The sequence below is a fragment of the Plantactinospora sp. B24E8 genome (assembly GCF_039871735.1).
Lineage (GTDB): Bacteria > Actinomycetota > Actinomycetes > Mycobacteriales > Micromonosporaceae > Plantactinospora.
On sequence record NZ_JBDPMH010000036.1, the window covers coordinates 1 to 22,731 of the forward strand.

At 71.4% G+C, this 22,731-nt stretch carries 20 protein-coding genes and 1 pseudogene; 10 read left to right on the plus strand and 11 right to left on the minus strand.

Annotation, left to right across the window (positions count from 1 at the left end; genetic code table 11):
* Nucleotides 1-62: 62 nt before the first annotated feature.
* The 4 genes from ABGB21_RS31120 to ABGB21_RS31135 all read left to right on the plus strand — a co-directional run bounded on the left by ABGB21_RS31120 (nucleotide 63) and on the right by ABGB21_RS31135 (nucleotide 4,596).
* Complete coding sequence (locus tag ABGB21_RS31120; protein WP_347656870.1) at nucleotides 63-1,043, plus strand: sugar ABC transporter permease; 981 nt, start codon at nucleotides 63-65, stop codon at nucleotides 1,041-1,043.
* A gap of 71 nt (nucleotides 1,044-1,114) precedes the next feature.
* Nucleotides 1,115-1,948, plus strand: a complete 834-nt coding sequence (locus ABGB21_RS31125; RefSeq protein ID WP_347656874.1) for a carbohydrate ABC transporter permease — start codon at nucleotides 1,115-1,117, stop codon at nucleotides 1,946-1,948.
* Nucleotides 1,945-3,378: a GH1 family beta-glucosidase gene (locus ABGB21_RS31130; protein WP_347656869.1), complete on the plus strand. Its 1,434-nt coding sequence runs from the start codon at nucleotides 1,945-1,947 to the stop codon at nucleotides 3,376-3,378. Before ABGB21_RS31125 ends, ABGB21_RS31130 begins: the two co-directional genes overlap by 4 nt.
* A gap of 174 nt (nucleotides 3,379-3,552) precedes the next feature.
* Complete coding sequence (locus ABGB21_RS31135) at nucleotides 3,553-4,596, plus strand: LacI family DNA-binding transcriptional regulator (RefSeq protein ID WP_347656868.1); 1,044 nt, start codon at nucleotides 3,553-3,555, stop codon at nucleotides 4,594-4,596.
* 41 nt (nucleotides 4,597-4,637) lie between these two features.
* Here the strand turns inward: ABGB21_RS31135 and ABGB21_RS31140 are convergent.
* A pseudogene (locus ABGB21_RS31140) lies at nucleotides 4,638-4,916 on the minus strand (hypothetical protein); the annotation flags it as partial.
* Nucleotides 4,917-5,387: 471 nt separating this feature from the next.
* Between ABGB21_RS31140 and ABGB21_RS31145 the strand changes: the two are divergent.
* Both ABGB21_RS31145 and ABGB21_RS31150 read left to right on the plus strand, forming a co-directional pair.
* Nucleotides 5,388-6,173 carry an amino acid-binding protein gene (locus tag ABGB21_RS31145; RefSeq protein ID WP_347656867.1) on the plus strand — a complete coding sequence of 262 codons (786 nt, stop codon included), beginning with the start codon at nucleotides 5,388-5,390 and terminating at the stop codon, nucleotides 6,171-6,173.
* Between the two features lie 37 nt (nucleotides 6,174-6,210).
* The gene (locus ABGB21_RS31150; protein ID WP_347656866.1) at nucleotides 6,211-7,371 is read left to right on the plus strand and encodes a GNAT family N-acetyltransferase; all 1,161 of its coding nucleotides are present in this window, start codon (nucleotides 6,211-6,213) and stop codon (nucleotides 7,369-7,371) included.
* A 176-nt stretch (nucleotides 7,372-7,547) separates the two neighbouring features.
* Here the strand turns inward: ABGB21_RS31150 and ABGB21_RS31155 are convergent, their stop codons facing one another.
* Entirely contained in the window at nucleotides 7,548-9,122 is a 1,575-nt protein-coding gene (locus ABGB21_RS31155; protein ID WP_347656865.1) for an aldehyde dehydrogenase family protein, read from the minus strand.
* Nucleotides 9,123-10,212: 1,090 nt separating this feature from the next.
* Between ABGB21_RS31155 and ABGB21_RS31160 the strand changes: the two genes are divergently transcribed.
* Nucleotides 10,213-12,987, plus strand: a complete 2,775-nt coding sequence (locus ABGB21_RS31160; protein WP_347680855.1) for a glycoside hydrolase family 9 protein — start codon at nucleotides 10,213-10,215, stop codon at nucleotides 12,985-12,987.
* Nucleotides 12,988-13,129: 142 nt separating this feature from the next.
* On the opposite strand, the gene ABGB21_RS31165 is transcribed toward ABGB21_RS31160, so the two are convergent.
* From ABGB21_RS31165 to ABGB21_RS31195, 7 genes are all read right to left on the minus strand, one after another.
* Nucleotides 13,130-13,618 (minus strand): helix-turn-helix domain-containing protein, encoded by a 489-nt coding sequence (locus ABGB21_RS31165; RefSeq protein WP_347680799.1) that lies wholly within the window; start codon nucleotides 13,616-13,618, stop codon nucleotides 13,130-13,132.
* A 60-nt stretch (nucleotides 13,619-13,678) separates the two neighbouring features.
* The gene (locus tag ABGB21_RS31170) at nucleotides 13,679-14,539 is read right to left on the minus strand and encodes an enoyl-CoA hydratase/isomerase family protein (RefSeq protein WP_347680801.1); all 861 of its coding nucleotides are present in this window, start codon (nucleotides 14,537-14,539) and stop codon (nucleotides 13,679-13,681) included.
* Between the two features lie 37 nt (nucleotides 14,540-14,576).
* A complete protein-coding gene (locus tag ABGB21_RS31175) occupies nucleotides 14,577-15,416 on the minus strand; it encodes an alpha/beta hydrolase (protein WP_347680803.1) in 840 nt (279 codons plus the stop codon).
* Nucleotides 15,417-15,439: 23 nt separating this feature from the next.
* Complete coding sequence (locus tag ABGB21_RS31180) at nucleotides 15,440-16,192, minus strand: MBL fold metallo-hydrolase (protein WP_347680805.1); 753 nt, start codon at nucleotides 16,190-16,192, stop codon at nucleotides 15,440-15,442.
* Nucleotides 16,193-16,375: 183 nt separating this feature from the next.
* The gene (locus ABGB21_RS31185) at nucleotides 16,376-16,531 is read right to left on the minus strand and encodes a hypothetical protein (RefSeq protein WP_347680807.1); all 156 of its coding nucleotides are present in this window, start codon (nucleotides 16,529-16,531) and stop codon (nucleotides 16,376-16,378) included.
* A 74-nt stretch (nucleotides 16,532-16,605) separates the two neighbouring features.
* The gene (locus ABGB21_RS31190; RefSeq protein WP_347680809.1) at nucleotides 16,606-16,908 is read right to left on the minus strand and encodes a hypothetical protein; all 303 of its coding nucleotides are present in this window, start codon (nucleotides 16,906-16,908) and stop codon (nucleotides 16,606-16,608) included.
* A gap of 71 nt (nucleotides 16,909-16,979) precedes the next feature.
* A complete protein-coding gene (locus ABGB21_RS31195) occupies nucleotides 16,980-18,983 on the minus strand; it encodes a glycoside hydrolase family 3 protein (protein WP_347680811.1) in 2,004 nt (667 codons plus the stop codon).
* 168 nt (nucleotides 18,984-19,151) lie between these two features.
* Here ABGB21_RS31195 and ABGB21_RS31200 point away from each other — a divergent pair, with 168 nt between their 5' ends.
* From ABGB21_RS31200 to ABGB21_RS31210, 3 genes are all read left to right on the plus strand, one after another.
* The gene (locus tag ABGB21_RS31200) at nucleotides 19,152-19,736 is read left to right on the plus strand and encodes a TetR/AcrR family transcriptional regulator (protein ID WP_347656861.1); all 585 of its coding nucleotides are present in this window, start codon (nucleotides 19,152-19,154) and stop codon (nucleotides 19,734-19,736) included.
* A 58-nt stretch (nucleotides 19,737-19,794) separates the two neighbouring features.
* Nucleotides 19,795-20,649 carry an alpha/beta fold hydrolase gene (locus ABGB21_RS31205; RefSeq protein ID WP_347680813.1) on the plus strand — a complete coding sequence of 285 codons (855 nt, stop codon included), beginning with the start codon at nucleotides 19,795-19,797 and terminating at the stop codon, nucleotides 20,647-20,649.
* 72 nt (nucleotides 20,650-20,721) lie between these two features.
* Nucleotides 20,722-21,384, plus strand: coding sequence for a GNAT family N-acetyltransferase (locus ABGB21_RS31210; protein WP_347680815.1), 663 nt, complete (start codon nucleotides 20,722-20,724; stop codon nucleotides 21,382-21,384).
* Nucleotides 21,385-21,423: 39 nt separating this feature from the next.
* Here the strand turns inward: ABGB21_RS31210 and ABGB21_RS31215 are convergent, their stop codons facing one another.
* A complete protein-coding gene (locus ABGB21_RS31215) occupies nucleotides 21,424-21,603 on the minus strand; it encodes a hypothetical protein (RefSeq protein WP_347656858.1) in 180 nt (59 codons plus the stop codon).
* Between the two features lie 46 nt (nucleotides 21,604-21,649).
* A complete protein-coding gene (gene bioB, locus ABGB21_RS31220) occupies nucleotides 21,650-22,645 on the minus strand; it encodes a biotin synthase BioB (RefSeq protein ID WP_347656857.1) in 996 nt (331 codons plus the stop codon).
* Nucleotides 22,646-22,731 lie beyond the last annotated feature (86 nt).

Here is a 22,731-nt window from a genome sequence, read left to right on the forward strand (position 1 = left end):
CACCCCGCCCGGGTGTGGGCGCCGCCGGGTCACCGCCGTCCACCTCCCCGGAAGGACCTGCAATGAGTTCTGCTGTCGGCACGCGCCCGCCGCGGCATGCCGCCCCCGCCCCGACCCGCCCCGAACGCCGCCAGCGGTCGTTCCGCCTGGGCCGGTGGGACATCAAGTACTCGCCCTACCTCTACATCGCGCCGTTCTTCGTGCTCTTCGGGGTCTTCGGCCTGTTCCCGGTGCTCTACACGGTCTACGTCTCGCTCTTCGACTACGACCTGCTCAGCGGCACCAAGGAGTACGCCGGCCTGGAGAACTACCGCTTCGTGCTGGCCGACTCCCAGTTCTGGAACGCGGTGTACAACACCGTCGGCATGTTCGTGGTCAGTACGGTGCCGCAGCTGATCCTGGCGCTGGTCATCGCGAACCTGCTCAACCGGCAGATGCGGGGCCGGACACTGCTGCGGATGGGCATCGTCATCCCGAACATCACCTCGGTCGCCGCGGTGGGCATCATCTTCGGGCTGATCTTCGCCGACCGCTACGGGCTGGTGAACTGGCTGCTCGGCGGGATCGGCGTCGACCCGATCGCCTGGCGGGACAACCGCTTCGCGTCGTGGATCGCGGTGGCGTTCATGGTGGACTGGCGGTGGACCGGCTACAACGCGCTGATCTACCTCGGCGCGATGCAGGCGATCCCGAAGGACCTCTACGAGTCGGCCTCGCTCGACGGCGCCTCGGCCTGGGGACAGTTCTGGCGGATCACCGTACCGCTGATCCGGCCGACCATCATCTTCACGATCATCATCTCGACGATCGGTGGCCTGCAGCTCTTCACCGAGCCCCTGATGTACGGCTACGGCATGGTGCGCGGCGGCGCCGACCACCAGTTCCAGACCCTGGCGATGTACATCTACGAACGCACCTTCACCAACAACTTCGAGTACGGCGTCGGCGCGGCCATGTCCTGGCTGATGTTCCTTATGATCATCATCTTCGCGCTGATCAATTTCGCACTGGTCCGCCGCTCGGTCAAGGGGGAGACGAAGTGAGTACCCTCCAGACGCTTCCCCGCCCGCTGGCCGACGCGCCGACCCCGAAGCCGCGGCGCCGTCGTGGCGGCATGCCCGGGGCGCAGCTGTGGCAGGCCAGTCCGCTGACCTACCTCGCGCTGATCCTCGGCAGCGTGCTGTCGATCTTTCCGATCATCTGGTCGTTCCTGATCGCCTCGAAGGACAACAGCGGCGTCTACGAGATGCCGCCACTGCCGGGTGACAAGTTCGGCGACAACGTGAGCCGGATGTTGGCCAACGACGACGCCGCGTTCCTCTACGGCCTGGCCAACTCGTTCGTGGTCTCCACGGTCGTCACCATCTCGGTGATCTTCTTCTCCAGCCTGGCCGGCTTCGCCTTCGCCAAGCTGAGGTTCAGGGGCCGTAACGCCCTGCTACTGGTGATCATCCTGACCATGATGGTCCCCACCCAGCTCGGCATCATCCCGCTGTACCTGATGATGGTGGAGCTGGGCTGGACGGGCACCCTGCAGGCGGTCATCGTGCCGTTCCTGGTGCAGGGCTTCGGCGTGTTCATGATGCGCCAGTACGCGCTCTCCGCGATCAGCGACGAGCTGATCGAGGCGGCCCGGCTCGACGGCTGTTCGACCTGGCGGATCTACTGGAACGTGGTGCTGCCGGCGCTGCGTCCGGCGGCCGCGATCCTCGGGCTGCTGACCTTCATGCAGACCTGGAACGAGTTCCTCTGGCCGTTCGTCGTGCTCACCCCCGACACGCCCACCGTGCAGTACTCCCTCAAGATCCTCTCGTCGGGGCTGTACCAGACGGACTACACGGCGCTGTTCGCCGGTACCGCGCTGGCCACCCTGCCGCTGCTGATCGTGTTCATTCTGTTCGGCCGCCAGATCATCGGCGGCATCATGGAAGGCGCCGTCAAGTCGTGAGCAACTCCGCGAACCCCCAGTCCGCCCAGCTCCTTCTGGAGGACCGGGGGTTGAGCTTCCCGCCCGGCTTCCTCTGGGGAGCCGCGACCGCCTCGTACCAGATCGAGGGCGGGGTGCACGAGGGCGGTCGTACCGCCTCCATCTGGGACACCTTCAGTCACACCCCCGGCCGGGTCCTGCACGGCCACACCGGCGACGTCGCCTGCGACCACTACCACCGGTACCCGGACGACGTGAAGATGATGGCCGAGCTGGGCCTGAAGGCGTACCGGCTCTCGGTGGCCTGGCCCCGGATCCAGCCCGACGGGTCGGGCCCGGCCAACCAGGCCGGCCTCGACTTCTACCGCTCGCTCGTCGACGAGCTGCTGGAACACGGCATCGAGCCGTGGGTGACCCTCTACCACTGGGACCTGCCCCAGGCGCTCGAGGACGCCGGCGGCTGGCCGGTCCGGGACACCGCCCACCGGTTCGCCGAGTACGCCGAGCTGACCCACGCCGCCCTCGGCGACCGGGTCCGGCACTGGATCACCCTCAACGAGCCCTGGTGCTCGGCGTTCCTCGGCTACGGCTCCGGGGTGCACGCGCCCGGGCGTACCGAGGGACCGGCGGCGGTCCGGGCGGCCCACCACCTGATGCTCGGGCACGGCCTCGCCACCCAGGCGCTGCGCGCGGCCGCCCCCGACCACCAGGTCGGAGTGACGCTGAACCTCTACGCGGTCTCTCCGCAGACCGACTCGGCCGGCGACGTCGACGCGGCCCGCCGGATCGACGGGCTGGCCAACCGGTTCTTTCTGGACCCGATCCTGCGCGGCAGCTACCCGGCCGACGTGGTGGCGGACATGGCCGAGGTCACCGACTTCGACCACGTCCACGAGGGCGACCTCGAGGTGATCAGCACCCCGAACTCGTTCCTCGGCATCAACTACTACAGCCGGCACGTGGTCGCCGGCCCGGTCGAGGGGGTCGAGCCCGAGCCGTACTGGCGGGCGCAGTCCTGCTGGCCGGGCAGCGAGCAGGTCCGGTTCGTCACCCGGGGCGTGCCGGTCACCGACATGAACTGGGAGATCGACGCGCCGGGGCTGGTCGAGATCCTCCAGCAGGTCCACCGGGACTACCCGGAGCTGCCGCTGTACATCACCGAGAACGGGTCCGCCTTCGTGGACGAGGTGGTCGACGGCGAGGTCGACGACAGCGACCGGCTGGCGTACTTCGACGCCCACCTGCGGGCCTGCCACGCGGCGATCAGCTCCGGCGTGCCGCTGCGCGGCTACTTCGCCTGGTCCCTGATGGACAACTTCGAGTGGGCGTGGGGCTACACGAAGCGCTTCGGCATGGTCTACGTCGACTACGACAGCCAGCTGCGGATTCCCAAGTCGAGCGCCAAGTGGTACGCCGAGGTGATCCGACGGAACGGATTGGCCGCACAATGAACCATCTTCGGCCCTACCGCGCGGCCCGTCCGGGCCGCCGGGTGAGGATCGGCGCGGACGACGCGCCGTCCTGGCCGAAGCGGGTTCAATAGGCGTGGTCAGCCAGTATTGGGAGTGCCCGGCACCGGCCCGTACCAGGTCGGTGCCGGCCGCCCGACGTCGGAGGAGCAGACGATGACAACGCAGCGCACCCGCTCGCTCGGGCGGCCAACCCTGGACGCGGTCGCCGCCCGCGCGGGTGTGGGACGGGGCACGGTGTCGCGCGTCGTCAACGGCTCGCCGCAGGTGAGTCCGGAGGCCCGGGCCGCCGTGCAACGGGCGATCGCCGAGCTGGGTTACGTCCCGAACCGGGCGGCCCGGGCACTGGTGACGCAACGGACCGACTCGGTGGCCCTGGTGGTGTCCGAATCGGAGGAACGGGTCTTCGGTGAGCCGTTCTTCGCCGGGATAGTGCGGGGCATCAGCTCGGCCCTGCTGGAGACCCCGATGCAGCTGTGGCTGGCGATGGCCCAGTCACCGGCCGAGCGGGAACGGGTGGAGCACCACCTGACCAACCAGCATGTGGACGGCGTACTGCTGCTCTCCCTGCACGACGCCGACCCGCTGCCCACCCTGCTCGAACAGCGCGGGCTGCCGACCGTGCTCGGCGGCCGGCCGGCCCGGATGCTGGCCGACCCGGACGGCGCCTACTTCGTCGACGTGGACAACGCCGGCGGGGCCCGGCTCGCGGTGGAGTACCTGCTGCGGAAGGGACGCCGGCGGGTGGCGACCATCGCCGGCCCACAGGACATGGGGGTGGGCGTCGCCCGGCTGACCGGCTACCGGGAGGCGGTGCGGGACAGCGGCGCGCTGGTCAACGACGCGTTGATCGCGTACGGCGACTTCAGCGAGAGCAGCGGCGCGGCGGCGATGCGCCGGCTGCTGGACAGCTGCCCCGACCTCGACGCGGTTTTTGTCGCCTCGGACCTGATGGCGTGCGGGGCGCTGCGGGCGCTGCGCGAGGCGGGCCGTCGGGTCCCCGAGGACGTGGCGGTGGTGGGCTTCGAGGACGCCCCGATCGCCCGGCAGACCGAACCACCGCTCACCACGGTCTTCCAGCCGATGGAGGAGATGGGCCGGCAGATGGCCCGGCTGCTCGTCTCCCGGATCCGTCACGAGGAGCGGGAGGCGCCGTACGTCCTGCTCGACACCCACCTGGTGCACCGCACCTCGGCCTGACCCGTACCGTGCCCCTGGGCGCCCGGGAGCCGACGCGGGGATCAGGGTCCGTCCGGGCCGGCGCCCAGCGCGGCCAGGCCGTGCGCGACCAGCGGGGCGACCAGGGCGCCGATCCGGTCGAAGCCGGTGCCGACGGTCCGCCCCAGGGTGCAGGGTGCCAGGGCACAGGGTGGTGGTGTGCCGGTAGCGGCGAGCTTGAAGCAGCCCAGCGCAATGTGCCAGTCCAGGGGACCGACGTCGACGTCGCTGCGGGCGGCGTACCGGTTGATCAGCTCGGCCCCGGTCGGGAAGCCGGCGCCCGGCCCGAGTCCGTCGGCGAGCCCGGCCGCCTGGAAACAGTTCGGCCCGGAGCGGACCGCCCAGCAGGTCGGGCCGGTGCGTGCCGAGGTACCCGGTGAGCCGGTCGAGGTCGAGCCCGGACGGCGACCCGGCAGGTGACGCCGAACCGACGGCACCGGCCGGGGGATCGGTCATCCGGCCAGTGAACCTTTTCCACCTGAATCGCGCAACGCATGCGCCCAGACTTCCGCCCGCGGCCACGACGGACCGCACGGGGAGCGGGAAAGGGTTCGGTGGAGGGCACTCCGCCGCCCGGTCAAACCCTGCGGATCGGGACCGGTTGTCCGGCGTCGTCCGGTTTCCCGGACAGGGCCAGTACTGCGTGTCCTCCTGCCGAACACGGGTTGTTGCGGTCGGGACATGCTTCGGCAACAGGGGCGAAATGGTCATCGGGCAGCCTGGTATCCGCACCGGCGGTGACGCGCGCCGGTCCGCCGACGGAGGGGACGGACATGCTGCTGAGGGTGCGGGTAACCCTGCCGGATCGACCTGGGACGCTCGGCCAGGTCGCCCGTACGCTGGGCGTCGCGGGTGCCGACATCGTCCAGGTGGTGGTCCTGGAACGGCTCGGCGGACGCGCCGTCGACGACTTCACCGTGGTGTGGCCGGGGGTGGCCCGGGTGGACCGGCTCTCCGCCGGACTCGCCGCCATCCCGGGCGTACGGGTCAACGGCATGTGGCGGGCGATCGGCGCGCCGAACGGTGGCGGACAGGACGCCGAACTGCTGGCCCAGATCGCGGCGAACCCGGGGGACGGGCTCGGCACCCTGGTCGACGCGGTCCCGGGGCTGCTTGCCGCCGACTGGGCCGCCGCCGCGGTGGTGCCGGCGGACTGGGCGGCCCGGAGCGCCTCGGGTTCCGGGGCGCTGCGCGGCGCTGGCGGCTCGCCCGCCGTGGCGTACGCGAGCTGGCGTTCGCCCACCCCGCTGGTACTGCCGGAGGTGACCCCGCTGCGCGCCCGGGCGCTGAACGGGCCGGCCGGCACCCACTACGCGGTCGCGCCGTTCGGCCGGGCCGGGCTGGTGCTGATGCTCGCCCGGGTGGACGGCGACGGCCTCTCGGCGGCCGGCTTCCACGTCACCGAGGTGGATCGGATCGCACAGCTGGTCCGGGCCGCCGCGACGATTCTGGGCGACCGGCTCGACCTGGTCAGCGCACCACCCGTGTCGGACCCGACGATGGCGGCGGTGGTGACCGGGACCACGGCCGCCACGGCCGGTTCGGCAACAGCCGGGTAACAGTCCGCAGGCAGGCTGGAACCGGGAAGGAGCCGACATGACGCTGTGGCGGATCAGGGCGACGGTGGCCGACCGGCCTGGTTTTCTCTCCGTGCTCACCGCGAGTCTGGCGCTGCGCGGGGTCAACATCCTCACCGTCCAGGTGCACACCACCGAGGCCGGCGCGGTGGACGACTTCCTGGTCGACGCGCCTGCCGAACTGACCGCGGACGACCTGGTCGCGGCGGTGGAGAAGGGACGTGGCCGGGACTGCTGGGTGGCGCGCAGCGAGGCGCAGGGCCTGGCCGACCAGCCGACCCGGGCGCTCGGCCTGGCGACCCGGCTGGTCCACGACCCGGACGCGCTGGGGGAGACGTTGCGGGCCCTGCTCAACGCCGACACGGTGAGCTGGCGGCCGATGCCGGCCCTCAACGGTCCCGGATACGACCGGGGCAGCATGCGGCTGCCGGACCCGGACGGTGGGGTGTTCGAGCTGGTCCGCTCCGCGCCGAGCTTCACCCCGGCCGAGTTCGCCCGCGCCCAGGCGCTGCTGGAACTGGCCGGTACGGTGCTGCGCCGCAGCGTCGAACAGGTCACCCTGGTCCTGTCGGAGGGCACCGAACTCCTGGTCCGTCCGGCGTTGCCCGACGACCTACCGGCGGTACGGGCGATGCACGTCCGTTGCTCGGCGCGCACCCTGCAACGTCGCTACCCGGCGGCGGCGATCCGCCCGTCGGCCGCCCGCCTCGCGCGGCTGCTCGCCCCGCACCGGGGGGTGACGCTGCTGGCGACGACCGACGGGACGGCCGGCACGCCGGGTCTTCCCGAGCCGCCGGGACGGGAGCCGAACGGGCTGTCGGAGCGGGTGGTGGCGATGGCGAACCTGGTGGCCGAGGGGCCGGTCGCCCAGGTGGCCCTGCTGGTCGAGGACGGCTGGCAGCGACGTGGCATCGGTGGCACGCTGCTGCGTCGGCTCGTCGCGTACGCCCACCGGGCGGGTTACCTCGCGCTGTCGGCGTACACCTTGGCGGACAACGTGGGGATGCTGCGGCTGCTGGACCGGCTCTACCGGCCGGGCGCGGTGGAACGGGACGGCAACCTGCTGACCCTGACCGTGCCGCTGACCGAGCGGGCCGGTGCGGGACCGGCGGGTCCGCCGCCGGTGGTTCCGGCACAGGGCGACCGGCCTCCCGCCAGCGTCGAGGCGCCGCGGGCCTGAGACAGCGCTCCGGTCCCGGTTCGCCGACCGGAGCGGAGGCGGCGGCGCGGGCCTGGTGGGCCGCGGGCCGCAGAGACAGCGGTCCGGTCCCGGTTCGCCGACCGGACCGCCAGCAGCCCGAGCGGGCGGAACCCGTGGGGCCCTTCCGGCGGGACGTCCGGAAGGGCCCCACCGGGTCAGGTCGTCGGGTAGCTGCTGTAGTCCGGGAAGTTGCCATACAGCCGCTGGGTCGTTCCGGAGCCGACGGTGACCGCCTGCACCAGCAGGTCACCGCCGACGAAGGCACCCTTCCAGGAGGCGCCCCGGCCGCCGAACGGCTCCTCCCGGTCGCCCCGGGACCGTGGCCGGTTGATGCCGACCTTGAACGCCTGCAGGTCGACGGCGAGCTTCGCCGCCTCGTCCTCGTCGTCGCAGGCGAGGCTGGCCACCAGGGCGCCGTTGGAGGCGTTCATCGCGGCCAGCAACTCGTCGGGGGTGTCCACCACGACGATGGTGTCCACCGGGCCGAAGGGTTCGGCGTGCATCAGCCGGGACCGGCCGGGTGGGGCGAGCAGCACTGCCGGCGCCACGTACGCCGAGGTGTCCTGCCCGGAAAGGAACGGCGCGCCGTCGAGCTTGCCCCGGTAGAGCGGGACGGCGCCGCCCCGGACCGCCTCGTCCACCTTGCGGCGCAGCTCGTCGGCCTTGGCGCCGCTGATCAACGGTCCGAAGTCGAGCTCCGGCAGCGGGTCGCCGTCGGCCCAGCCCTCGTCGACGGCGAGCGGGTGGCCGAACCGTACCGAGCGGACCACCGGCAGGTACATGTCGAGGAACTCGTCGACCAGGTCCCGCTGGACCACGAACCGGGGGTACGCGGTGCAGCGCTGCTTGCCGTACTCGAAGCCCTTCTTCAGGTGCGTGGCGAGGCTGTCCCACTGGGAGAAGTCCCAGATGCCCCAGGCGTTCAGTCCCTCCTGCTCGATCATGTGCCGCTTGTCGGTGTCGAGCAGCGCGGCGGCGACCTTGCCGCCGTTGGACCGGCCGCCGACAAAGGCGACCGCGCCGATCTCCGGGGCCCGGACCAGCACCTCGGAGAGTTCCTCGCCGCTGCCGGAGAGCAGGGTGGCGGGCAGCCCGGCGCGGCGCATCAGGGCGTGCGCGACGGTGAGGCAGACCGCTCCGCCCTGGGACGGCGTCTTGGCGAGCACCGCGTTGCCGGCGAGCAGTTGCACGAGTTCGGCGTGGACCAGCACGCTCATCGGGTAGTTCCAGCTGGCGATGTTGCTGACCGGGCCGGACAGCGGTTCGCGGCCGTCGGCGAGCATCCGGTCGATCTCCTCGACGTACCAGCGGACCCCGTCCAGGGCCCGGTCGACGTCGGCACAGGCCAACCGCCACGGCTTGCCGATCTCCCAGACCAGCAGCAGGGCGAGCAGGTCACGGTGCAGGGTCAGTTCGTCGAGCGCGGCGACCACCCGGACCTTCCGCTCGGCGAGCGGGGTGTCGGCCCAGTCGCGGTGTTCGGCGGAGGCGTACCGGACGGCGGCCCGAGCCGAGTCGGCGTCGAGTCGGGGCAGGTTCACCAGTACGGTGTTGTCGACCGGGGTCCGGACGGCGCTCGGGGCGCCGACCGACCGCCAGGCCCCCTCGATCAGGTTCCGTAGCGTCGTGGTGCTGTCGGGACGGCCGGGGTCGAACGCTTCCGGGGTCGCCTCGACCGCTCGGGCGAGGATCTCCCGCCAGGCGGTGCCGTCGGCAAGGCGCAGTGCCATCGCTGTCTCCTCAGGTCGGTCGCCGGCGCGGTGGCCGGCGCGGTTCCGGTGGCCACCCCCGCGACCGTCCGACCGTCCCGTACACCCGTCCGTCCATCCATCCGTCTGGAACGGACCGGACTCGGACCGGACCCGGGCTGGTCAGGGCACGGTCCGGTCGGACGCGGTGGGGGGCGGGCACGGTGCACGGCGTTCCGGAGGGCCGTGCACGGTGGCGCACCCCGGGAGGGCCGCGGGTGGGCGGACCGTGGGTGGCGAGCGGTCACCGGGTGCGTCGCACTGGCTGGACGGCGCCCCGGCAGGGCCGCGGTGAGCTGCGCGGCGGCGACGATGGCACCGCTGATCTGGGCGTACTGTCCCCCGTCCCGGACAGCGGCGGCAACCGTACGCCCGTATACCGGAACGCCCGGTCCGCCGGTTGGTTCGATGATTCACGCCGTCCGCGGCTGTTGATCGTCGACGACCTGGGCGGACGTGCGGTGTGTATTGGGGATCATGGATTTTGTGGCGAGTGTCAAAGAATGGGAAAGGGCTTTCCTGAGGGACTTCCGCAATCGCCCTGTCGATCCGGTCGGGGGGCTGGGCTCACCGGTTTGGTCCTTCACAAACCGGCAATGGCGCGGTTACATTGTTGGCTATCCATGGGAGCGCTCCCGGCGCTCCGACTAGGCCCGATGACCCCCAGGACCGGACGGCACACCCACCGGCTCGACCGAACGCCCCACCACCAGCACCCCGCGTCGTGCACCGCACAGCGGAAGGGGCGGATGCGCCCACATCCGCCCCTGGTGTCCTCCGCTACGCGTCGCCGCGCGCGGCTCCACGGACAGGAGCGATTCTAGTGCGCGACCGCATCGCCCCAGCCCGGCCGAACGGGCAACGTCCCCGGCCCGGTCCACGCCCGAGGCCGAAGGTCCGGCACCGGCTCGACGGCCGGCAGCGACCGGACGGCCGGCAGCGCCCCGACCGGGGCCAACGGCCCGGCCGCTGGTACGAGCGGACCGCGACCCGGATCACGGCTGTCCTGACCGCCGTCGGGCTGCTGCTCGCCGCCCCGCAGACCGGCCTCGCCGCCCCGGCATCCACCGGGATCAGCGGCACCGGGAGTGTCGGCACCACCGCCGCGCCAGCGGACTTCAACTACGCCGAGGCACTGCAGAAGTCGCTGCTCTTCTACGAGGCGCAGCAGTCCGGCCGGCTGCCCGACTGGAACCGGGTCTCCTGGCGCGGCGACTCCGCGCTGACCGACGGCGCCGACGTCGGAGTGGACCTCACCGGCGGCTGGTACGACGCCGGCGACCACGTCAAGTTCGGCTTCCCGATGGCGTTCAGCACCACCATGCTCGCCTGGGGCGCGGTCGAGTACCGGTCCGGGTACGCCGACTCCGGACAGTTGCCGCACCTGCTCAACAACCTGCGCTTCGTCAACGACTACTTCATCCGGGCCCACCCGTCCGCCGCCGTACTCTACGGACAGGTCGGCAAGGGCGACGACGACCACAAGTGGTGGGGACCGGCCGAGGTGCTGCCGATGGCGCGGCCGGCGTACAAGATCGACGCCAGCTGTGGCGGCGCGGACCTGGCCGGTGAGACGGCCGCCGCGATGGCCGCCTCCTCGATGGTCTTCCGACCCACCGACCCGACCTACGCGGACACCCTGGTCCGGCACGCCCGCCAGCTCTACACCTTCGCCGACACCGTGCGGCGGGCCTACCACGAGTGCATCACCGACGTGACGAACTTCTACCGGTCCTGGAGCGGCTACCAGGACGAACTCGTCTGGGGCGCGATCTGGCTGTACCGGGCCACCGGCGAGGCGAGCTACCTGACCAAGGCCGAGACCGAGTACGACCGGCTCGGCACCGAACCGCAGTCCAGCACCCGGATGTACAAGTGGACGGTCGCCTGGGACAACAAGCAGTTCGGCGCGTACGTGCTGCTGGCCAACCTGACCGGCAAGCAGAAGTACGTCGACGACGCCAACCGCTGGCTCGACTGGTGGACCGTCGGGGTGAACGGGGAGAAGGTGCGTACCTCACCCGGCGGAATGGCGGTCCTGGACACCTGGGGCGCGCTGCGCTACGCCGCCAACACCGCGTTCGCCGCACTGGTCTACAGCGACCGGACCACCGACACCACCCGCAAGGCCCGCTACCACGACTTCGCGGTCCGGCAGATCACCTACGCGCTCGGCGACAACCCGCGCAACTCCAGCTACGTGATCGGCTTCGGAACCAATCCGCCGCGCAACCCGCACCACCGCACCGCGCACGGCTCCTGGTGGGACAGCCAGCAGGTGCCGGAGGCGACCCGGCACGTGTTGTACGGCGCACTGGTCGGCGGCCCCTCCGCGCCGAACGACGCGTACACCGACAGCCGGGGCGACTACGTGATGAACGAGGTCGCCACCGACTACAACGCCGGCTTCACCTCCGCGCTGGCCCGGCTCCACACCGAGTACGGCGGCACCCCGCTGGCGAACTTCCCGCAGCCGGAGTCGCCGGACATCGACGAGATCACCGTCGAGACCACGGTGATGCAGAACGAGCCCCGGTCCACCGGGATCAAGGCGATCGTCTACAACAAGTCCGCGTTCCCGGCCCGGGCGCTGACCGACTCCCGGTTCCGGTACTACTTCCGTCCGGAGGGGACCAGCGCGATCCAGGTGACCAGCGGCTACACCCAGGGCTGCCCGGCACCGACCAGCGCCCGCCAGTACGCCGGCGACATCTGGTACGTCGAGGTCGACTGCTCCGGCCACACCATCGCCCCGGCCGGGCAGTCGGCACACCGGATGGAGGTGCAGTTCACAATCGGCGTACCGGAGGGTGGCACCTGGGACCCGACGAACGACCCGTCGTACCAGGCCACCGCCGGACCGAACCCGAAGCTGGCGCTCTGGGAGGGCGACGACCTCGTCTGGGGCGCCGAGCCCGCCCCGCCGACCCCGGACACCGTCGCGCCGAGCGTGCCCGGCACCCCGACCGCCTCGGCGGTGACCGCCACCGGGCTGACCCTGAGCTGGGCGGTCTCGACCGACACCGGCGGCAGCGGGCTCGCCGGCTACGACGTCTACCGGGAGGCGGGCACGACCGACGTGCTGGTCGGCTCGCCGAGCGCGGCGACGCTCGCGGTGACCGGGCTGACCCCGGCGACCAGCTACCAGTTCCACGTGCTGGCCCGGGACGGCGCCGGAAACCGGTCCGCCGCCTCCGCGCCGGTCACCGTCACCACCGCGGCGGCCGGCGGCGGGGACACCACCCCACCGGGTACGCCGACCGGGCTGACCGCCTCGGCGGTCACCACCACCGGGGCGACCCTGAGCTGGACCGCGTCCACGGACAACGTCGGGGTCACCGGCTACCGGGTCTACCGGGAGGCCGGGGCCACCGACACCCTGCTCGGCACGGTGACCGCCACGACGTACCCGGTGACCGGGTTGACGGCCGGTACGACGTACCAGTTCTACGTGGTCGCGGTGGACGCGGCCGGCAACGTCTCGGCGGCCTCGGCGCCGGTCCCGGTGACCACCGGGACCACCCCGACCAGCGGCTGCCGGGTCGGCTACACCACCACCGACTGGAGCAGCGGCTTCACCGGCAACGTCACGATCACCAACACCGGCAGTACCACGATCGACGGCTGGACCCTCACCTTCGGCTTCGCCGCCGGGCAGCGGGTCACCCAGGCCTGGTCGGCCACGGTGGCCCAGTCCGGTACGACGGTGACCGCGACCAACCTCTCCTACAACGGCACCCTGGCCCCGGGAGCCTCGACCAGTTTCGGCTTCAACGGCTCCCACACCGGCAGCAACCCGAGGCCGGCGACGTTCACGCTCAACGGCGCGGCCTGTACGACCGGCTGAACCGTCCCTTGGCCGGTCCACTCCGGGGCCGTCGGGCAACACCAGCAGGCTGCCCGACGGCCCCGGTCCCGGTGCGGGCGGGTTCAGCCGTGCCGGTCACCGATGACGCCGCTGGCAGGGCGTCGCTGACCGCGACACGCGGTCACGCCGGCCGGGTGGTGGTGATCAGCCCTGGACCGGCCTGGATCTCCACCTCGTCAGACCGGACGTCGTGGCCGTTGTCGCAGACCAGCCGTACCCGGACGGGTGTCGCGCAGTCCCGATGGACTGCCCGCACCGGCGGTCCCTCCGGCCCGGCCGCCCAGATGTCGCCCCAGTCCCGCAGCGCGGTGATGACGGGAAGCAGGGCTCGGCCCTTCTCGGTGAGCCGGTACTCGTACCTCGTGCGCTGGCCGGGCTCCTGGTAGGGCACCCGGTCCAGCAGTCCGTCGGCGGTCAACTCCTTGAGCCGGGCGGCGACCGCCGGTTCGCCGACGGCCACCCGACGGGCGAAGTCGTCGAACCGCCGGGCGCCGAAAAACGCCTCCCGGAGCACGAGCACCGCCGACCGCGTGCCGATGATCTCGAACGCGCGTGCGATCGAGCAGTTCTCCATCGACCAGGCGTCTCGATCCTGGAGCAGGTCTCTCATGAGTCAAATGTACGTCTGGCTCGTGTTTGCGTCAGTCAGCAACCCGCCGGGCATGCCGGTTCACTCCGGTCCGTACAGCGAGGGCAGGTCGAGTTCGGCGGAGGCGAGGGAGCCGCCGGCCCTGGCGCGTAGCCGCCGCTGGCGCTCCTGCACCGCGTCGGTCGAGGTCAGCTGGAGGATCGCCGTGAAACTCTCCCGCAGTTCGGCCTCGGTCGGCACCGGCTGCCGCCGGTCGACGAGTTGCTTCACGGTGCGCAGCGCGGCCGGGTGGAAGCTCGCGATACGTCGGGCGAGGGTGTCGACGTGACCGTCCAGTTCCGCGTCGGGCAGGGCCCGGTTGACCAGGCCGTACAGCTCGGCGGTCCGGGCGTCGACGTCGTCGGCGCCCAGTACGATCTCCAGCGCCCGGGACCGGCCGACGTGCCGTGGCAGCCACTCCAGCCCACCGCCACCGGGCACGACCCCGAAGCCGACCTCGATCTGGCAGAGCAGAGCCCGTTCGAGGCTGGCGAACCGCATGTCGCAGGCGGCGATGAACTCGTTGCCGATGCCGCGGGCCCGGCCCCGGACCTTGGCGATGCTGACCACCGGGGCCCCGGTGAGCCAGGTGCTGAACGCCGGCCAGTGCGCGATGATGTTGTGCGCCCCGGGGATCTCCGGAACCTGGTTGATGGTGGCGAAGTCCAGGTGAGCGATGAAGAAGTCGGGGTTGCCGGATTCGAAGACGACAACCCGGACCTCGTCGCCCCGGGCCTCGACGTACTCCCGCAGCAGGTGCAGGCCGGCGAAGACGGTCGGGTCGAACAGGTTGGTTGGCGGGTTGTCGATCACGACGCGCAGGTGACCGGCGACCGGCTGCGACACGTGCACCACGTCGCTGGCGATCAGTGACGGCCCGGCCGGGCTGCTCTCGGTACTCATGCTGTGATCCTCCACGGTGCTCGTGAGTCGGGTCTCGTCAGCGCAGGAACGTCAGCACCTCGCGGCCGAAGTCTTCGGCGTGTTGGAACAGGAACCCGTGCCCCGCGTCGCCGTAGATCACCAGCTTCGTGTTGGGCAGTCGTTGCGACATCGCCCAGCTGCCCCAGGCGTCGATCATCACGTCGTGCGCGCCGTTGGCGACCAGGATGGGCTGGCTGAGTTCCCCGAGGCGCTCCCAGTAGCCGGGGAAGGTGGTGGCCGCCTGGATCTGCGCGGCGAGCGCCTCCGGCTTCAGCGTCGAACCGGACCCGCCGAGCCGGGCGTCGAGGCGGCGCAGCGAGGCCAGCCCGGCTTCGCGGCCCGCCTCGTCGGCAGGGAAGAACAGGTGGAGGAAATCCTCGTCCACGTTCTCGGGCCTGGTCGCGATCTGCCACGTCTGCTCGCTCATCCGGGGCATCGCCGGCACCGGGCCGCCCGGCGCGCTCCCGGCGACGACGAGGCGCCGGACCAGCTCCGGCCGGCGCAGCGCGACGCCCAGGGCGACGTATCCGCCCAGCGACCAGCCCAGCAGGTCGACCTCGTGGAGACCGAGCGTGTCGACCAGGTCGATGACGCCGTCGACCAGGCCCTCGACCGAGGTGGCCGGGGTACCGGTGGAGTAGCCGAGGCCACGGTTGTCGAAGACGATGACGTCACGCTCGGCCGCCAGGACGTCGAGCAGCGCCGGATCCCAGTGATCAATCGTGCCGCGGAAGCGCAGCACCATAACCAGCGGGACGCCCCTTCGGGGGCCCTGGCGGCGGTAGGCGTAAGTCGCGCTGTCGGTGGTGACGTACCGCGTCTCGACCCGGTCGGCCGGGTAGGTCGTCGTGTTCATCCGTGCTTTCCTTCCAAGGGGGGTTAGGAGTAGAGGGCGACGGCGCCGTTCCACAGGGCGCCGGGGTTGAGCCGGGTGGGGAAGCGCTCGAGCATGTCGTGGAAGAAGTCGAGCGGGGTTGGGTGCTTCGGCAGTAGTTCGTCGACCACGTCCAGGTATTCGCGGGTCTCCGCGATGGTGCGGCCCGCGTTGTCGTCGAGGTCCCGGTTCTTGTGGCCGGCGACGATGTGCCGGGGACGCAGCGCCTCGACGGTGCTGACGGCGGTACGCCACGCGTCGCGGCCGCCTTCCTTGGACTCCACCAGGAACTGGTGGACGCCGTTGTAGATGACGTCACCGGCGACGACCAGTTCGAGGTCGGGCACGTGCAGGACGCTGGTGTCGTCGGTGTCGCTGTGGCCGACCTCGACGATGCGCAGATCGTGACCCTCCAGCGCGAAGCGGTTACCCGGCGGGGTGGTGGCCGTGACGGGGGTCTCGGGAAGTTGGCCGGGCAGCAGCCGGTCCCAGAAGTGTGGCCGGATCGCCACGTTGTGGTGCATCTGGGCGATCGTGCCGGTGGAGGCGACCACCCGGGCGCCAAACCGCTCGGCGAGCGTCCCGGCGGTGAACCAGTGGTCGCCGTGACCGTGCGTGGCAAAGATGTGGGTCAGCCGCTTACCGCTGGTCCGGATCCAGGCCGCCACCTCATCGGCCTGCGCCCTGGTCAGGGGTGGATCGACGAGTACGGCGTCCCGCTCACCGGTGAGCAGGGTCACCGACAGTGGCGAGAACATTCGTCGATCGCCGTTCGGCACCGGCTCGCTCACGGCGAGCGGTACGGGATCGGTTACCAGGACTTCGTACCTGATCGTCACGTTCACCACGCTCCTAGCTGGCTTCTCTAAACCAAAGCTAGCATGCCGAGCGGAGATCCGGAGCCAGATCCGGTGGAGTCCCGGGATGCCCCGGGCGCGGAGTCAGGGCCGGCCGGCCGTCGCGGCAGCCTCGTCCAGCCAGTTGAGGTACCAGCGGGCGAAGCCGATCCGGTCGCCCCGGTCGGTGAGCGGACGGAGGCCTGCGTCGTCGGCGGAGTCGTCGGCCCACACCATGCCGCGTTGTGGCCCGCTGACCACCAGCAGTTGGCGCAGCGCGCAGCCGCGGTGACACAGGTAGATCGTCCCGACCGTGCGCGCCGGGTCGAGTCGGCTCAGGGCTGGGTTGTCATCCGGTCGACGGCCTGCTTCGCCGCCAGCAGACCCTCCCCGGTGGCCTGCCGGTAGGCCCGGACGGCCGCCACCGTCCGGCCGTTGCGGAGGTGCTCCCGGACCTCGGCGAGTTCCGGTTCGGGATCGGTGACCCCGAGGTGGGTCAGGACAAGCTGGAGCTTGCGGTCGATCCTGGCGATCCTGGCGACCGTGTCCCGCTGACGCTTCGCCGCCGTGGCCGCCTCGATCAACAGGAAGGCGAGCAGCGGGAGGGTGAAGACGGAGATGATGTCGATGGGATCCACCGGGCCATTCAACCAGTCCGGTCGGACCCGCGTTCGCTGCCGGAAACGCGGCGACGGCTACGAGAACCGGCTCAGCGGGTACGCAGGCCGTACCCGTACGGGAAGAGCGGGCGGTAGTCGCGGTCACCGATGTTGATCGGCACCTGCGCCTCGCTGCGCGGCCAGCTCATCGAGAGCTTGCCGGTGAACGGGCGCCGGCCGAACAGCACGTCCGCGACGCCGGCCCCCTCGCTGCCCGGCAGCCAGGAGGCGACCAGTGCGTCCATCTGACCGAGTTGGTCGGTGAGTACCTGGGGACGGCCGGAGACGACCAGGACGACGCAGGTGTCGATCTCGCCGCAGACCTTGTCGACCACCGCCTTGTCGCCCGGCTGCAGCGACAGCGACTTCTCCTCGTGCTGCGGGGTGGAGCACCAGGTGCACTCCGGCCCGCCGACATCACCGAAACCCTCGGCGTACGGGGTCTCGCCGACCACCACGACGCCGACGTCGGCACCGTCGGTCGGCGCGGAGGCGTCGGCGCTGTACGTCACCTCGGCCCGGGGAGCGACCTCGCGGATGCCCTCCAGGATCGTGGTGCCGGGGATGATGTCGCCGGAGGCGCCCTGCCACTGGATGGTCCAGCCGCCGGCCTGGTTGCCGATGTCGTCGGCGTTGCGGCCGGCGACGTACAGCTTCGCGTCCCTGCGCAGCGGCAGGGCCCGGTTGCTGTTCTTCAGCAGCACCTGGGACTCGGCGACGGCCCGGCGGGCCAGGGCGCGGTGCTCCCGGCTGCCGACCTTGTCGACGTTGTCGGCCGAGGCGTACGGCTTCTCGAAGAGGCCGAGTTCGAACTTGGCCCGCAGGATCCGGCGGACCGCGTCGTCGATCCGGGCCCGGCTGACCCGGCCCGCCCCGACCTCGGCGGTCAGCAGGTCGATGAACTGCTTCGCGCTGTTCGGCACCATGAACAGGTCGATGCCGGCGTTGACCCCGGTGCGGACCTTGTAGGGGGTGAGGCCGCCGTTGGCCGGCTCGGCCGGGTCCGGGATCTTGTGGATGCCCTCCCAGTCGGAGATGACAAAGCCCTGGAACCGCTTGGCGCCCTTGAGCACGTCGGTGAGCAGTTCCTTGTGCGCGTGCATCTTGACCGGGTTGCCGATCCCGTCCTCGGTCCAGTCCACACTGGAGTACGACGGCATCACGCTGCGCACGTCGTAGCGCCGCATCGCGTCCCAGTACGGCGCCAGGTTGGTCCGGTTGAACTCGGCCCGGCTGGTCACCGTCACGCCCTGGTCGATGACGTACGCCTGGTTGGCCGGCGGCAGGTTGGCGTTGTTGTCGGCGGCGGCCTGGTCGTAGACGGTGTCCCCGTCGCCGGCGTAGTGCTTGACCGTGGCGAGCACTCCGGCGCTCTGCGAGCCGGCGACGTAGCTGGCCATCTGGCCGACCAGCTTCGGGTCCTCGCCGAAGCTCTCGTACGTCCGGCCCCAGCGCTCGTCCCGGGCGACGCAGAGGCAGGGGGCGAAGTTCCACGGGATGCCGGTGGCCTTGACCTCCTCGGCGGTGGCCTTGCCGATCTGCCGGACCAGGTCCGGGTCGCGGGTGGCGCCGAGGCCGATGTTGTGCGGGAAGACGGTGGCACCGTGGACGTTCGCGTGCCCGTGCACCGCGTCGACGCCGTAGATGATCGGGATGCCGAGGCGGGTGCTCATCGCCTGCCGCTGGAAGCCGTTGATCATTTCGACCCAGGCTTCCGGGGTGTTCGGGGTCGGCACCGAGCCGCCGCCGGAGAGCAGTGAGCCGAGGTTCCACTCGGCGATCACCGTCGGGTTGTCGGTGACCGCAGCTCGCTCGGCCTGCGTCATCTGGCCGACCTTCTCGGCCAGGGTCATCCGACCGAGCAGGTCGTCGACCCGGCGGTCGACCGGGAGTTTCGGGTTGAGGTACGCCGGCCGACCGCCCGGGCCGCCGTGCCGGGCGGTGTCGGTGTCGCCGGTGGTGGCCGATGCCGTGCCCGCGGGCAGCAGGGAGACGGCCAGCAGGCCGACCACCAGCGGTATCAGCGGGGTGCGGGATCGTGGGTGTGGACGCAAGGTGCCCTCCAGGATCAATGGGTACGCGCCGCCACCGATCATTCCCACGCGGATAAGACGACGTCAATATGAAATCGTAAGGCTTCTTACTTGATAGATCGAATCCGATCCAGGAGTCCGAGGGTGTTGGCCCTTGACAAAAAGTACGATCGTGCGGACGATGTCCGCATGGGGAAGGGTGAGGTGACCCGGCAGGCGGTGCTGGTCGCCGCCAACGAGGTCGCCGACCGGCTCGGGCTGGCCGGGCTCACCATCGGTTCCCTGGCCGACCGGGTCGAGATGTCCAAAAGCGGGCTGTTCGGCCACTTCCGGTCCAAGGAGGCACTGCAGCTGGCGGTCCTGGAGTACGCCCGGGACGGCTTCGTCGACGCGGTGATCCGGCCCGCCCTGGCTGCGCCCCGGGGCGAGAAGCGGATCCGGACCCTGGTGGAGGGCTGGATCGTTCTCGGTGTCGAGCGTCGTGCCGGCTGTCTGTTCGTCTCCGCCGACCTCGAGTTCGACGACCGGCCCGGGCCGGTGCGGGACCAGTTGGTCCGCGACCACCGGGACCTGCTGGAGTCGGTCGCCCAGATGTTCCGGACCGGGATCTCCGAGGGGGAGTTCCGGCCGGACGCCGATCCCGAGCAGTTCGCCCACGACCTGTACGGGGTGATGCTCGGACTGTTCCACGCCCATCGCCTGATGGAGGATCCGCAGGCGATCAGCCGGACCCGCCGGGCGCTCGACGCGCTGTTGGACAACGCCCGGATCTGACCTTTCGGAGTGGAGAGACATGGTTGCTTGGCGGAAACAAAAAAGCACGATCGTTCGTATGATTACGATGGCGGTCACCCGGCGGATGTTCGGCGTTCTGGAACGGGTGGCGCCCGGCCCGGGAGCCGTACTCGCCGAACGGATCTGGTGCAGCGTGCCACGCGGCCCGGTCCGCCCCGCCGACCCGCCCGGGCAGCGGTTCACCGTCACCGTGCACGGCCGGCCGGTGGTCGCCGAGTCCTGGGGCGACGGTCCCGCCGTCTACCTGATGCACGGCTGGGGCGGCTGGCGGGGGCAGTTCCAGTCGTTCGTCGCCCCGCTGGTGGCGGCCGGGCACCGGGTCGTCGCCCTCGACGCGCCGGGCCACGGCGACTCCGCACCCGGGGCGTACGGACGGGGTCGCGGCCTGCTGACCGAGTTCGCCGACGCGTTGACCGAGGTGACCCGGATCGCCGGCCCGGCGTACGCGATCGTCGGGCACTCGGCCGGCGGCACCGCCACCGCGCTCGCGGCGCTGGACGGGTTGACCGCCGAGCGGCTGGTCCTGATCGCGCCGATGGCGGACCCGCTCGCCTACACCACCGACTTCGCCCGGTCGCTCGGCTTCGACGAGCGGATCCGGACCCGGTTCCTCCGCCGCCTGGAACGACGGGTCGGTCGGCGGACGACGGAACTGGACGTCGCCGGACGCGCGACCGGGCGGGACGACCTGCCGGCGCTGCTGGTCGCGCACGACTACGCGGACAAGGAGGTCCGGTACGCCGACGGGCAGGCGATCGTGGCGGCCTGGCCGGAGGCGGAGGGGCGGTGGTCCAACGGGCTCGGCCACCGGCGCATCCTGCGGGACCCGGCCACCGTGGCCGCGGTGGTCGACTTCCTGACCTGGAGCCGGGTGGCCCAGCCGGTCAGCTGACCCGGGACGGAAGCCGTTGCGGCCGCCGACCCGGACCCGGACCCGGACCCGGACCGGATAGGCTTCACTCCCGTGACCAGCCAAAACGACGTCGAACGGTCGATCGTGACCTCGGCCACCGCCATCGGACACGACGCGACCGGCGAGCAGCCGCCCCGGACCCACCCCGGGTCGCCGCCTGCGCCGCCGAGCCACCCCGGGTCGCGGCTGGCGCCGCTGAGCCACCGGTTGGCGACCGAACGGGACCTCGCCGCGCTGGTCCGGCTCCGTGACGACGCGGCCCGCTGGCAACTGGCCAACGGCATCGACCAGTGGCGGCCCGGAGACCTCACCGAGGACCACTTCCGGGCCCGGCTGGCCGACGCCGAGGTCCGGCTGGCCACCCTCGGTCCGGACGGGCCGGTCGTCGGCGCCTTCGAACTCTGGTGGGACGACGTCGTCACGTGGGGTCCGCAGCCCCCCGTGGCCGGCTACGTGCACCGGCTGATGACGGATCGACGTACCGCGCCGCCCGGGACCGGGCGACGGCTGCTCGCCGAGGCGGAACGACGGATCACGGCGGCCGGACGCCGACTGTGCCGACTCGACTGCCGGGCCGACAACCACCAGCTCCGGCGGTACTACGAGTCGGCCGGCTACCTCGTGGTCGGCGAGCAGTCGTTCACCGACCGCCCCACCCACGGAGCGGGCGGCAGCAACTACCCGGTCACCCTGCTGGAGAAGACCCTGCGGTAGGAGGGAGGAGCCAGCCGGGGACGGCCGCCGGGCGAGGCCTCAGGAGTGGAGGTCCCCGTGCTCCACGCAGGTCGCCGTCCAGCCGGCCGGCAGCACCTGCACCTTCATCCGCCGCCGGCAGGCGGCGCAGAACCGGGGCGGTTCGAGGTGCCGCGCCCGGTCGCAGTCGTCGTGGCCGCCGTCGGCGAGCGCCCCGCCGCACCGGTCACACCACGTCATCTCGGGCCCCCGCGGAGCTGGGGTGATCGGCTGCACCGTGCCTCCTTCACAGCGTCGCCGAGAGCGCCTTCACCGGCATCTTCAGCTCCTCCAGCAGCGCCAGGTCCTCGTTTGCCGGCCGGCCCAGGGTGGTCAGGTAGTTGCCGACGATCACCGCGTTGATCCCGCCGAGCAGACCGTCCCGGGTGCCGAGGTCGCCGAGGGTGATCTCACGACCACCGGCGTACCGGAGGATCGTCCGCGGCATCGCCAGCCGGAAGGCGGCGATGGCGCGCAGCGCGTCCCGTGGCTCGACCGGCGCCTGGTCACCGAGCGGGGTGCCCGGTCGGGGGTTGAGGAAGTTCAGCGGCACCTCGTGCGGATCGAGTTCGGCGAGCTGCGCCGCGAACTCGGCCCGCTGCGCGATCGTCTCGCCGAGCCCGAGGATGCCGCCGCAACACACCTCCATCCCGGAGGCGCGGACCATCCGCAGCGTCTCCCAGCGCTCCTCCCAGGAGTGCGTGGTGACCACGTTCGGGAAGTGGGAGCGGCAGGTCTCCAGGTTGTGGTTGTACCGGTGCACACCCATCTCGACCAGCTCGTCGACCTGCTCCTGGGTCAGCATGCCGAGCGAGGCGGCGACCTGGATGTCGACCTCGGCCCGGATCGCCGCTACACCCTCGCGCATCTGCTTCATCAGCCGCGCGTCCGGCCCCCGGACCGCGGCCACGATGCAGAACTCGGTGGCGCCGGTCGCCGCCGTCTGCTTCGCCGCCTCGACCAGCGACGGGATGTCCAGCCAGACGGACCGGACGGGCGAGGCGAACAGGCCGGACTGGGAGCAGAAGTGGCAGTCCTCGGGGCAGCCACCGGTCTTCAGGGAGACGATCCCCTCCACCTCGACCTCCGGACCACACCAGCGCATCCGTACCTCGTGGGCGAGCTGGAGGGCGGCGGAGAGCCGCTCGTCGGGGAGCTGGAGCACGGCGAGCACCCCGGCCTCGTCGAGACCGACACCGCCGTCGAGGACCTGGGTCCGTGCCTGGTCGAGGATGTCTGGCATGGGTCGTACCCTACAAGCCGGCCTGGCCGTCGATGGGCGCCGACCCGAAGGACGACCCGGCGGGCGTCGCACCCGGCCACCCCGCG